The organism is Butyrivibrio sp. Su6 (genome assembly GCF_900108105.1).
Lineage (GTDB): Bacteria > Bacillota > Clostridia > Lachnospirales > Lachnospiraceae > Butyrivibrio.
Window position 1 is genome coordinate 157,181 of record NZ_FNUR01000001.1, and the last position, 13,129, is coordinate 170,309.

General features: G+C 39.5%; 11 protein-coding genes. 10 read left to right on the forward strand and 1 reads right to left on the reverse strand.

Annotated elements, in window-relative coordinates; translation table 11 throughout:
* From C4S54_RS00580 to glmS, 9 genes are all read left to right on the forward strand, one after another.
* Positions 1-1,023, forward strand: coding sequence for a FecCD family ABC transporter permease (locus C4S54_RS00580; RefSeq protein ID WP_103867803.1), 1,023 nt, complete (start codon positions 1-3; stop codon positions 1,021-1,023).
* Positions 1,024-1,026: 3 nt separating this feature from the next.
* A complete protein-coding gene (locus tag C4S54_RS00585; RefSeq protein ID WP_103867804.1) occupies positions 1,027-1,800 on the forward strand; it encodes an ABC transporter ATP-binding protein in 774 nt (257 codons plus the stop codon).
* 9 nt (positions 1,801-1,809) lie between these two features.
* Positions 1,810-2,877 (forward strand): pyridoxal phosphate-dependent aminotransferase, encoded by a 1,068-nt coding sequence (locus C4S54_RS00590; RefSeq protein WP_103867805.1) that lies wholly within the window; start codon positions 1,810-1,812, stop codon positions 2,875-2,877.
* Positions 2,878-2,887: 10 nt separating this feature from the next.
* Positions 2,888-3,985 carry a nicotinate-nucleotide--dimethylbenzimidazole phosphoribosyltransferase gene (gene cobT, locus C4S54_RS00595; protein ID WP_242973708.1) on the forward strand — a complete coding sequence of 366 codons (1,098 nt, stop codon included), beginning with the start codon at positions 2,888-2,890 and terminating at the stop codon, positions 3,983-3,985.
* 2 nt (positions 3,986-3,987) lie between these two features.
* Positions 3,988-4,914: a bifunctional adenosylcobinamide kinase/adenosylcobinamide-phosphate guanylyltransferase gene (locus tag C4S54_RS00600; RefSeq protein WP_103867807.1), complete on the forward strand. Its 927-nt coding sequence runs from the start codon at positions 3,988-3,990 to the stop codon at positions 4,912-4,914.
* Complete coding sequence (locus tag C4S54_RS00605) at positions 4,911-5,690, forward strand: adenosylcobinamide-GDP ribazoletransferase (protein WP_103867808.1); 780 nt, start codon at positions 4,911-4,913, stop codon at positions 5,688-5,690. The genes C4S54_RS00600 and C4S54_RS00605 overlap by 4 nt, the downstream gene beginning before the upstream one ends.
* Positions 5,691-5,739: 49 nt before the next feature.
* Positions 5,740-6,714 carry an adenosylcobinamide-phosphate synthase CbiB gene (cbiB, locus tag C4S54_RS00610; protein WP_242973709.1) on the forward strand — a complete coding sequence of 325 codons (975 nt, stop codon included), beginning with the start codon at positions 5,740-5,742 and terminating at the stop codon, positions 6,712-6,714.
* 24 nt (positions 6,715-6,738) lie between these two features.
* Positions 6,739-7,521: an HAD family hydrolase gene (locus C4S54_RS00615; RefSeq protein ID WP_103867809.1), complete on the forward strand. Its 783-nt coding sequence runs from the start codon at positions 6,739-6,741 to the stop codon at positions 7,519-7,521.
* Between the two features lie 66 nt (positions 7,522-7,587).
* Positions 7,588-9,456: a glutamine--fructose-6-phosphate transaminase (isomerizing) gene (gene glmS, locus C4S54_RS00620; protein WP_103867810.1), complete on the forward strand. Its 1,869-nt coding sequence runs from the start codon at positions 7,588-7,590 to the stop codon at positions 9,454-9,456.
* A gap of 101 nt (positions 9,457-9,557) precedes the next feature.
* On the opposite strand, the gene C4S54_RS00625 is transcribed toward glmS, so the two are convergent.
* Positions 9,558-10,130, reverse strand: a complete 573-nt coding sequence (locus tag C4S54_RS00625) for a hypothetical protein (RefSeq protein ID WP_103867811.1) — start codon at positions 10,128-10,130, stop codon at positions 9,558-9,560.
* A gap of 120 nt (positions 10,131-10,250) precedes the next feature.
* On the opposite strand from C4S54_RS00625, the gene C4S54_RS00630 reads away from it, so the two are divergent.
* A complete protein-coding gene (locus C4S54_RS00630; RefSeq protein WP_103867812.1) occupies positions 10,251-13,118 on the forward strand; it encodes an FtsK/SpoIIIE family DNA translocase in 2,868 nt (955 codons plus the stop codon).
* Positions 13,119-13,129 lie beyond the last annotated feature (11 nt).

Consider the following 13,129-nt stretch of genomic DNA (forward strand, 5'->3'; position numbering starts at 1 on the left):
ATGAAAAAAGAGAAAGAGCTTAAGATAGTAATTTTAGTATTGATTTCCATATTAGTGCTGATGCTTAGTATAGGACTGGGAAGCGTATATATCCCTGCGTCAGATATAGTATCAGTACTGTTAAATAAGCTCTTTAACCTGCCTTTAACTCAGAGTATTGAAGGGTCTTACATCTCAATACTCTGGGATATAAGGATGCCCAGGGCATTCACTGCTTTCTTTGTTGGGGCAGCACTTTCAGTAAGTGGGGCTGTGATCCAGTCTCTTTTGCAAAACCCCCTTGCATCATCCTATACTCTTGGCGTTTCTGCCGGTGCATCTTTAGGAGCTGCAATCGTTATTACCTCCGGAATAACAAGTTCATTTCTTGGCTTTTTCCTTTTGCCTGCTGCAGGTTTTTTGGCAGGCCTGTTTACAGTGTTTTTTGTTATAGCTGTGTCCGGGAGACTGGACCATAATATGAGCAATCATACGATCATTCTTTTCGGAATGGTCTTTTCACTTTTTGTAAATGCAATTTTGACTCTTATAAGTGCTTTGAACAGTGAACATATGCAGAGACTTATTTTATGGCAGATGGGTTCATTTTCCGGAAGAAGATGGATACATGTGGCTGTTTTGAGTGTGTGTGCAGTGTTGGGAACGCTTATTATATGTTTCTTTGTCAGGGAGCTTGATATTATGACCTTTGGAGAGGAAGAGGCCATGAGTATCGGAGTTGAGACAAAGAAAGTAAAAGTTTTTCTTTTGGCTCTTGCAACGTTTTTGACAGGAGCAGCAGTCTGTTTTTCGGGTATTATTGGCTTTGTTGATCTTACGATTCCTCATATCGTAAGACGTTTATTTGGATCAAAGCATAAGTATGTGATTCCTATGTCTTTTGTTTTAGGCGGGGCTTTTATGGCTTTTGCAGATATGTTGTCGAGAACTGTACTTGCTCCTCAGGAGATACCTGTTGGTGCCATTACAGCTCTGGTTGGAGCACCGTTTTTTGCATATATATATTTTAGAGGTAAGAGATAATAAATGCTGCTCGAGTGTAAGAACCTGATTTGCGGATATGGAAAAAGACCTGGCGAGAACCCGGTTATAAAGAATATCTCTTTTAACGTAAATGAAGGAGAAAGCATTGCTGTTTTGGGTGCAAATGGATGCGGTAAAACTACGCTGATAAAGACTCTTGCAGGCATGCTTTCATATGACGGAAGTATCCTTCTTGGCGATAAAGAAGTACGTAGTCTTAAGAGAAAAGACATAGCAAAAAAGATTTCTGTAATGATGCAGTTTTCTGATATCTATTTTTCATATTCTGTAGAGGAAACGGTCATGCTTGGACGGTATCTTTATTCTGACAATGTTTTTGGAATTGCAAATAGACGTGACCGGGAGATTGTAGACAAATGTCTTAAAGAATATGGCCTTGAAGATATTAGAGATAGGCAGATTAGTCAGCTATCCGGAGGACAGCTTCAAAGGGTCTTTCTTGCAAGAACTATGGCTCAAGGCACTGATATTATTATTTTGGATGAGCCTACCAATCATTTGGATCTTAAATATCAGTCTGAATTTCTGAATTTTCTTTCTGATTGGAAAAAAGAGAGTAAAAAACATACACTCATAGGTGTTTTTCATGATATCAATATTGCCCTGGAAGCCGCAGATAAGCTCATTTTGCTTAAAGATGGGAATATTCTTGCAGATGGAAGTAAAGAGGAGCTTATAAAAAGCAAATACCTTACTGATACATTTGATATTGATGTAAAGCAGTATATGAAAAAGCAGTATTCACATTGGATATAAGGTTTATATATGAAAGAAAACAAAGATTATTATCACGGTGGCGAAATTAAGAGGGATTTACTGATCGATTTTAGTGTAAATACCAATCCGTTTGCGGAAGCGCTGGACTTTACCAGGGAAGAAATTCGAAAGGCAATCAGCTTGTACCCTGACAGGAAGAGTAATGACCTTTTGATGGCGGTAGCTGAAAAAAATAGTATTTCACCGGATCACATAATTGTAGGAAATGGAGCGTCTCAGATCATCTCGCTCTTGCCATTTTGCCTTGATATAACAAGTGCACTTATTTTAGAGCCGACTTTCTCCGGATATGAGAGAGCTTTGCAGGCGAAGGGGACTAGAGTAAGCTACCTCTTTCTTAATGAGGAAGATGACTTTTTGTTTGGCGAGAGCCAGATCAAAGAAATAGAAAGTTTTGCTAAAACGGCCGGACAAGAGGGGATAAGTGCTGTTTATATCTGCAATCCCAATAATCCTACAGGGAAAACTATAAAAAAAGAGACCTTAAAGGAAGTGCTTGATATATGTAATGCTTATGGAGCATTTCTTGTAGTTGACGAGTCTTTTATTGATTTTACGGATGATAAAAGGGATAAGAGCCTCATGAGTTTCATTGGGAATCATAAGAATCTTTTTATCATCAGGTCTTTTACCAAAATATATTCTATACCGGGTATCAGGCTTGGATATGGCATGTGCAGTGATGAAAAGATTATTGAAAAGATGAGGCTGATGCAGCCTGAGTGGAGTATTTCAGGACTTGCTCAGCTTGCGGGATTAAAGCTTTTAGACAGAGATAACAATATACAAAAAGGCCTCATGGCCATTAAAAATGAGAGAGAGTATCTTGAAAGGGAGCTTGAAGGGCTTGGAATAAAAGTGTTTCCTTCAGATGTTAATTTCATTTTGATCAAGGTAAATAAAGATGGCAGATTGTTTGAGAAACTTTTAAGTGACGGTATTTACCTGCGAAAAAGCGCTAATTTCCCTGGGCTGACAGATGAATATTACAGAATTGCCATAAGAGGGCATGAAGACAATAAAAAACTCATAGAGGTCTTAAGAAAACTGATTTGAGGTGCAAACATTGGATTTGGAATTAGAACTTAAGGAAAAGATAGCAGAGATAGAGAACGTCTATTCTGATAAAAAGATTGAAGCATCAGAATATATTGATAGCCTTATAAAACCACCAAAAAGTCTTGGAAAGCTGGAAAAGATAGCAATTTCCCTTGCTGGTATTACAGGGAAGATCAAAAATAGGCTTGAGAAAAAACGTATAATTGTGCTGTGTGCAGATAATGGCGTTACTTGCGAGGGCGTTTCTTCGGCTCCTGTTTCTGTAACTGCAAGTCAGGCTGTTAATATGACAAAGGGCATAACAGGTATGTCTTCTATGGCAAGGCACTTTGGCATTGAGACGGAGATAGTCGACGTTGGCATTTCAACAGATTATGACTGCAGACAGATTCTTGACAGGAAAATAAGAAAAGGCACTGGAAATATCGCCATAGAACCTGCTCTTACAAGAGAAGAGGTTTTAAGAGCAATCCTTGTTGGAATGGAGTGTGCTGACAGGGCCGCTTTGGAAAAAGTTGATGCTTTGGGCGTTGGAGAGATGGGTATTGGCAATACAACCACAAGCGCGGCGGTTTTAGCTGCTATTTCTGGGGCTATGGCTGAAGACGTAGTAGGAAGAGGCGGCGGACTTACTGATGATGCTTTTCAAAAAAAGATAAGTGTTGTTGAAAAAGCTCTAAACAGGTTTTTGAGTAGCGGCTCAGATAAAGGAGATATAATTAATATCCTCTCTGAACTTGGAGGACTTGATATTGCGGCTATGTGTGGAGTCTTTTTGGGCGCTGCCAAAAACAGGATTCCAGTGGTGATTGATGGTTACATATCTGTAGTTGCAGCCCTTTGTGCCTGCAAATTAAATGAAAGGGCTTCGGGATATCTTTTTCCATCCCATGAGTCAAAAGAAAAGGGCTATAGAATTGCGATATCAATACTTGATCTGAAACCCTGGTTTAATCTTGATATGGGCCTTGGAGAGGGAAGCGGTTGTGTTATTGCTTTTCAGATAATGGAAGCAGCCTGTGCATTTGTGTGTAATATGGCGACTTTTGAAGGCGGTGGTATCTGCGATGATTATCTGGAAGACATCAGAAAACAGGAGAAATAAGGGTGCTTGTACTAATTACGGGTGGCTGCAAAAATGGAAAGTCATCAAAGGCTGAAATTAAGGCTTTTGAGCTTTCTGGAGGAGAAAACCTCTACTATCTTGCAACCATGATTGCCTCTGACAATGAGGATAAAGAGCGCATACAAAAACATATAGACAGCAGGAAAGATATGCCTTTCACCACGATAGAAAAAGGCAGAGATATCGATACTGTTATCGAGAGGATTCCGGAGAATGCGACAGTCCTTTTGGACAGTCTCACAGCTCTTTTGTCTAATGAAATGTTCAAAACATCTGATGCCGGAGAGTATATCTTTTGCAAGGATGCTGCAGGGAAGGTGTTAAAGGATATTGAAGCTTTGAATGAGAGGGTTTCAAATCTTGTCATAGTCAGCGACTATATTCAAAGTGACGCTGCCATGTATGATGAATATACGCAGCATTATAGAAATGGGCTTGCATTTCTGGAAGAAAGGCTTTGCAGTTTATCTGATGAAGCTATTGAGATCGCTGCAGGAAAAGAGATGCTTATAAAGAATAGAACAGTTAATGAAGTAAAAACAGAAAAAAGAAATATTCTTGTTTTAGGTGGTGCTTTTCAGGGAAAAAAAGATTTTGTTATGGAGAGTTTTGAAATTTCCCCGGAAGATATATACACCTTTGTGGAGGATGACACAGAGATCCCTTCGGGATACAGATGCTATGAGCATATTGAAAGGTATGTCTATGCCTGTATAAAGAAGGGAAAAGAGCCTGTTGACAGTTTTCCTGAAAAATCTGTTATTATAATAGACGATATTTTTTGCGGTGTAGTGCCTATGGATGAGCTTATAAGGCGCTATCGCGAAGAGGCTGGAAGATTTATGCAAAAAATTGCTGCTCATTCAGATGTTTACAGGGTATTTTGCAAAAGAGGGATAAAGCTATGAATGTTTTAAAATCTATCGCAATTGCTTTTTCCATGTATTCAAGGATACCTATGCCTGTATTTGAATGGAAGAAAGAAAATATGAAATATAGTATATGCTTTTTTCCATTAGTAGGACTTGTTATTTCTTTTGCTGTATCCTTGTTATATTATCTTTTTGAAGTGTATTTTTCGATGGTACCTGATGCTGCCAAAACGATTTTTATTTTGGCAGTACCAATCATTATTTCCGGAGGAATCCATTTAGACGGATATATGGATACCAGCGATGCACTTAGTTCATACAGGGACAGGGAAAAGAGGCTTGAAATCCTAAAAGATCCCCATATTGGTGCATTTGCTGTTATACGACTCCTTTTGTACAGCACTGTTTTCTTTGCTACAGTGCTGACAATTATCAGTGTTCATGCAGGGGTATATTTGTTATTTGCATGGGGGCTTATTTTTTTCTATTCCCGTATTCTTTCTGCAGTAGCAGTGGTTAGTTTTAAATGTGCTAAAAGTAATGGGACTTTGTACACTTTTGCTGAAGGGGCAGAAAAAACAAGGTGTAGAGTCCTGTTGATTATCGAAGCTATAATATGCACTTTTTTTATGATTTATTTTGGAAAAAATGCTGGAGTATTGGAAACTGTTGCTTCATTATTAGTTTTCATATATTATCATCGTATGGCTGATGACAAATTTGGGGGAATAACAGGAGACCTTGCAGGTTTCTTTGTCTGCGTTTGTGAATTGATTTCCTCATTTGTCTTTATGCTCTGGCTTTTAATGTAGGGGATTTGTTGTGTTAATGGGGGCTTTTTGATGCTTTGAGGAGTTTATTGTGGCTTTATTTTACAGGGATTTTTTGGTTTCTTTTTTGATAGGGATTACGCTTGATATGTGTTTTGGGGATCCAAAGTGGCTCTATCATCCTGTGCAGGCAATTGGTGCTCTTATATCATTTTTGGAAAAGAAACTTCTTAGAGAAGAGGATTCTGATAAGAAAAAAAGAGCAATGGGAGCACTTTTGGTAATAATAGTTCTTGCTGTTACAGGAATAGTCACAGGGGTCATTGTATTTGTTTCAGTTAAGATAAACCGTGTATTCGGTATCCTGGTGATGAGCGTGCTATCATCTTTTACAATTGCAGGAAAAAGCTTAAGAGATGCAGCAATGGATGTTTACAAGCCCCTTGCAGGACTTCCGAAAGATATAGGAAGTGCAAGAAAAGCTCTTTCAATGATCGTTGGGAGAGATACACAGAGTCTTGACGAAGCGGGGATACTTCGCGCGACAGTTGAAACTGTTTCCGAGAACACCAATGACGGAGTAATATGTCCGATGTTTTATCTTATTATTGGCGGGCCTGTACTTGCTTTTTTATATAAGGCAGTCAGTACAATGGATTCTATGATCGGATATAAGAATGACAGATACAGATGTTTTGGCACTGTTGCAGCAAGACTGGATGATATTCTTGCTTTCATTCCTGCAAGAATAAGTGCTATATATATGATCTTTTCAGCTCTGATATTAGGTTTCGATCCTTTTGGAGCTTTTAGGATATGGCGAAGGGACAGATATAATCATGAAAGTCCCAATTCAGCCCAGTGCGAGAGTGCATGCGCAGGAGCCCTTGGCCTTAGGCTAGCAGGTCCTGCTTCATATTTTGGCAAGATTAAGGATAAACCTTTTATCGGTGATGATATAAAAATGATAGATAAAGAAGATATATTAAGAAGTATCAACTTAATGCATGTCACAGAAGCGTTGTTTGCACTTGTTTGTCTTTTTATCTATCTGGGAATCAGATGATATTTAACAGGAGTTTTTATTCAGATGGTTTTATTTTTTGACATTGATGGCACTTTGTGGGATTACAACAACAACATAAGGGAAAAGACAAGACTTGCGATTAAAACAGCCAGGGAGAATGGACATAAGTGCTTTATAAACACAGGAAGGGCAAGAGGTTTTGTCACAAATAAGGAACTCTTATCTATAGGTTTTGACGGAATAGTCTCTGCCTGTGGGACCATGATTGAATATAATGGTGAAGTTATTTTTAATAGGATAATTCCGAAGGATGATGCAATAAGAACAGTAGAAACTGTCAGGAAATATGGATTTCGTCCTATTTTGGAAGGTCCCCAATACCTGTACATGGACAAATCTGACTTTGCCGGCGATATGTATGGCGAAAAGGTCATGCAGGAGATGGGGGAACATTTAAGAGGAATCGAGGAAAACTGGGGTAACTGGGAAATGAATAAGCTCTCGTGTGCGACAGATGTTTCCAAAGAGGAAAGAAATGCCTGCTACAAAGAGATGCTTGATCTCTATAGCTATATTATTCACAGTGATACTGTAGTTGAGATGGTTCCCAAGGGCTTTGATAAAGGCACGGGAATTAAGAAAGTCTGTGAGCTTTTAGGAGAGGATATTAAAAACACCTTTTCTTTTGGCGACAGCATAAACGATAAAGAAATGCTTATAGCAGCGGGAATGGGCGTGGCAATGGGTGGCACCTATCATGATCTGTCAGATTATGCGGACTATATTACTTTGCCTCTTGATGAAGATGGTATTTATCATGCCATGAAGCATTTTGAACTCATCTAAAGTTTGCTATTTTAGAGCAAATCGTTTATTATATTGAGGATATCCTCATAAGAAAGGGAAAAAAGTATGTGCGGAATAGTAGGATTTATCGGAAAGCATCAGGCAGCACCTATATTGCTTGAAGGACTTTCAAAACTGGAGTATAGAGGTTACGATTCAGCAGGAATCGCTGTTCGTGATGGAAATAATAAGGCAGAGGTTGTTAAGGCAGTAGGAAGACTTAAAAATCTCGAAGAGAAGACAGATAACGGAATGAGCGTTGTTGGATGTTGCGGTATAGGACACACCAGATGGGCAACACACGGTGGCCCTTCACAGATCAATGCGCATCCTCATGTATCGGGCAACTGCACCGGATCTGCTTCCGGAACTGTAGAATCTGAAGTTGTAGGTGTTCACAACGGTATCATCGAAAACTATCAGGAATTAAAAGAAAAGCTTTTAAAGAATGGTTATGAGTTTTATAGTGACACAGATACTGAGGTTGCTATCAAGCTCGTTGATTATTACTACAAAAAATATAAAGTTGGACCTATAGATGCTCTTGCTAAGACTATGGTGAGAGTTCGTGGTTCTTACGCTTTGGAAGTAATGTTCGCTGATTATCCTGATGAGATTTACGTTGCCAGAAAAGACAGCCCAATGATCATCGGAATTGCAGGTGATGAGACATTTGTTGCATCAGACGTTCCTGCAATCCTTAATCACACAAAGAATGTTTACTATATTGGCAACAATGAGATGGCAAGACTTCTTCCTGGAAAGGCAGAGTTCTACGACCTTAATGGCGATCTTATTGAAAAAGAGCTCGTAGAGATCAAGTTCTCAGCTGAAGCTGCTGAGAGAGGCGGCTTTGAGCATTTCATGATGAAGGAGATCCATGAGCAGCCAACAGCTATAAAGAATACAATAAATTCACTTGTAACTAACGGAAAAGTTGACCTTTCCAAGTTTGAAATGGATGAAGAGGCAATAAAATCTATCTCAGCAATTACAATTGTTGCCTGCGGAAGTGCATGGCACGTTGGAATGGCAGCTCAGTACGTAATAGAAGATATTGCAGGTATACCAGTAAGAGTTGAGCTTGCATCTGAGTTTAGATACAGAGGACCTCTTCTTACAGATAATCATCTTGTTGTGGTTATCTCACAGTCTGGTGAGACAGCAGATACTTTAGCTGCTCTTCGTGAGGCTAAGGAAAGAGGCGTTAAGACACTTGCTATCGTTAATGTAGTAGGTTCTTCAATTGCAAGAGAAGCTGATTATGTAATTTATACTGTAGCAGGTCCTGAAATTTCAGTTGCTACTACTAAGGCATATAGCTGTCAGCTTGTTGTTACATACTTACTTGCGCTTGAATTTGCAGCTGTACGTGGAAAAATCGAAAAAGATATTTATGATAAATACCTTGCAGAAATTTCAAGAATACCTGAATGCATTCAGAAGATTCTTGATGACAAGGAAAGACTTCAGTGGTTTGCAGCTAAGATTGCTAACTCAAAAGACATCTTCTTTATCGGAAGAGGTATCGATTATGCAATCGGACTTGAGGGCAGCCTTAAGATGAAGGAAATTTCCTACATTCACTCAGAGGCTTATGCTGCAGGTGAGCTTAAGCATGGTACTATCAGTCTTATTGAGGATGGTACTTTGGTAATTGGCCTTCTTTGCCAGGATAATCTCTATGAGAAGACAATTTCCAACATGGTAGAGTGTAAGAGCAGAGGCGCTTACCTTATGGGACTTGCACCATATGGAAGATATGAGATCGAGGATACAGCAGATTTCGTTACTTATGTTCCTAAGATGGATAAGCATTTTGTTGGATCACTTGAAGTTGTTCCACTTCAGCTTTTAGGTTATTACGTATCAGTTGCAAGAGGTCTTGATGTTGATAAGCCAAGAAACCTTGCTAAGTCTGTTACAGTAGAATAAGAATAAAAAAGCAGGAACTGAAATTTTAATCAGTTCCTGTTTTGCATATAGGTGAGGAATAAAAACGCTGCCAGATTTAAAACCTGACAGCGTTTCTTTTATCAATCGATGTTTTCGTGGTACTTGTCATATATCTCTGTGAGATAAGTCTTTACGATCTGGATGTTTGCCATCTTACGAAGTCCTGCATTTCCCATCATTACAGATATTTCATCTGCAAGAAGAAGCATGTTGTAAATAGCAAGCTTAAATTCATCTCTTGTAAGTTCATCTATGTTAATGCTCATAAGAGTTGAGCCAAGCTTCATTGTAATGTTCTCATCGGCGATTCCTGTAGCCATTTTATGTGTGTCAGGATCGAAGCTTACATAGAGAATAAGATTTTCTTTTTCGTGTTTTTTAAGTGATTCAGGAGTCTGGTGTGAAGTCTCCAGCCATTCATAAAGATCAGCCTCATCAGGATTCATAAGATATTTTGTGAGGTCTTCTTTATGCTTTTCTACATACTGCATATATTTGCTGGCGTTAGGGCCTGTATAAGCGAGTTCAACCTTAACTCCGTTATCTGTTTTAACTAATCTGCACTTTGTTGCAACTTCTTTGATCTTTAAAGTTGTATCAGTGTTGCTGACAATTTTAAATGTGCCAGTTTCAACTTCCTGTTTAAATTCCATTTTTTTCTCCTATTCATTATTGAATGCGTTTCAAATGCATATTAAATCAGTTGTTAGTATAGCATAAACCTGCTAAAAATGATATACTATTAAGAGTTTTGTATGGAATAAGGGGATCATATGACACAGTCTGGTAAGGGGAGAAAACAGTCTAGAAAAACAACTACAAGAAGTTCATCGAAAGCCAGAAGCACTCGTGCGCCCAAAAGGCAGGAAGAGGAATTTGATTATTCTCTTAAAAGTGAACTTGTTGTGATTCTTGTTATAGCTCTGACTATTTTCCTTTTTTTATGTAATTTTGGAATATGTGGAGATTTTGGCAACGTCGTAAGTTCTATTCTTTTTGGACTTTTTGGAATTACGGCCTATGTTGCTCCTTTGGTCATGCTTGGAGCAGTTGCTATTGGAATAGCTAATTTTGGATCAAGTGCTTCAGTCAGGAAAATTGTATCCGGGATAGTTATATTCTTTGTGATCGGAATAATTGCGGATCTGATCACCGGAAGACCACAGTCATTAACTAAATACGATATTGCTTTTATTTATAGTCAATCCAGCGCCGGAAGGAACGGCGGTGGATTCTTTGCAGGATCTTTTGCATATATTATCTACAAATATCTTTCATTTGCAGGAACAGCGCTGCTTCTGCTTGTTATAGGGATAGCCAGCATAGTTGTATTTACCGAACAGTCTTTTGTCGGTGGACTTAAAAAAGGCGGAAGAAAGATAATCGAGCGCACCAGGGAAGATGCTGCCAATTATAGGGATTATGCTGAGCGCCGCAGAGAAAAGATGGAACAGAGACGTGCTGAAATAGAAGAGGAAAGACGTCTTGCCATCGAGCAAAAAGAGGATGAAAAGATTCTCAGAATGGAAAAGAATGTCCGAGGGGTTATGCTTGAAACTGACCTCAAAGATGAAGAGGACGAGGAAGAAAACCCTTCAGAGATTCATATTAATGATGAGAATAATCCTCCTGCAAAGAATATCTTTATTCCTGATGAGGAGGATTTCCATGATGACATTCATGAGATCGTTCTGAATCATAATGAGGTTAGAACTGAGGTTGAGCCTGATGGTCAGCGTGTTCTTATAACTGATCCTGTTATTCATGGAATGGGATTTGACGATGAAGCTTCTGATAATTATGAGGAATCAGATGTCAGAGAGATTTACTCAGAACCGGCTACCGAGCATGCGATCAGGCCGGTGGCACCTGCAATAGAAGAGCCTGAATATGAACCTGAAATTTCTCAGGCCCATGGCAAACTTGTGGCAGCGACTTCCAATCCGGTAGAAGAAGAGGATATTTTGCCGGATGTTCCTATTCATGCAGAGGATATAGGTAATGGCATGAACGGAGAGTATTCTATCCATGCCCAGGATCACATTTCCATGAGCAAAAATGCTTCTACAAGAATAGACTCATCGACACCTTCATCTTCACATTCTGTAATTAATGCATCAGGTCCTGTTACTACAAGTCCCGGAATGGAAAAGGAGATTGAGGCTCATAAAAAAGCCATTCCAAAGAAATATGTATTTCCACCGGTATCTCTTTTGGAAAAGGGAACAAAGAACAAGAATGCTGATTCTGCAAGACAGCTTAAAGAAACAGCTCTTAAATTGCAGGAGACGCTTAAGACCTTTGGCGTCAATGTAACTGTCACAGACATTAGTCAGGGACCTGCTGTTACAAGGTTTGAGCTTCAGCCTGAGGCTGGTGTTCGTGTAAATAAGATCGTCGGACTTGCTGATGATATCAAGATGAACCTTGCCGCCAAGGATATCCGTATTGAGGCGCCTATTCCTGGAAAAGCGGCTGTGGGCATAGAGGTTCCCAATAAGGAGAATCAGGCCGTTGCCTTCAGAGACCTTATTGAGTCCAAGGAATACAAGGAATTCTCTTCAAAGCTTGCATTTGCTGTTGGTAAGGATATTGCAGGTAAAACTGTTGTTACAGATATCGCCAAGATGCCTCACCTTCTTATTGCAGGTGCTACAGGCTCCGGTAAGTCGGTATGTATCAATACTATTATCATGAGCCTTATTTATAAGGCTAAGCCTGAAGAAGTTCAGATGATCATGATCGATCCTAAGATTGTTGAGCTTAGCGTATATAATGGTATTCCACATCTTATGATACCTGTTGTCACTGATCCTAAAAAGGCTGCAGCTGCTCTGAACTGGGCTGTTGCGGAGATGACAAACAGATATAAAAAGTTTGCGGATTCCGGCGTCAGGGACCTTAAAGGATATAATAAGATTGCAGAGAGCTGCACTGACGGAAGTATGTCAGTAATGCCTCAGATTGTTGTTATTGTTGATGAGCTTGCAGACCTTATGATGGTATCTGCCAATGAGGTTGAGGATGCTATATGCAGACTTACTCAGCTTGCAAGAGCTGCAGGTATCCATTTGATCATTGCAACACAGAGACCATCTGTTGACGTTATTACCGGCCTTATCAAGGCCAATATGCCAAGCCGAGTTGCTTTTGCTGTTTCAAGTGGTGTTGATTCCAGAACCATTCTTGATATCAATGGTGCTGAAAAGCTTCTTGGTAAGGGTGATATGTTGTTCTACCCTCAGGGGTATACAAAACCTGCCAGAGTGCAGGGCGCATTTGTATCTGATAAAGAGGTACAGGCTGTTACTGATTTCCTTCGAAATCAAGGAATTGAAACTGGATATGGAGAAGAAATTGAGATGCAGATAAACAGCATCCAGAGTCAGGGTGGCTCATCAAATGGAGCATCCGGTGACCCCTTCTCCGATAGGGATGAGTACTTCGCTGCGGCAGGCGAGATCATTATAGAAAAAGAAAAGGCATCAATTGGAATGCTCCAAAGAGTATTCAAGATTGGTTTTAACAGGGCAGCAAGGATCATGGATCAGCTCTGTGAAGCCGGTGTTGTTGGTGACGAAGAAGGAACCAAGCCAAGGAAAGTACTTATGACAAAGGAACAGTTTGAAGAAATACTTTGAAAGAGCTAGGA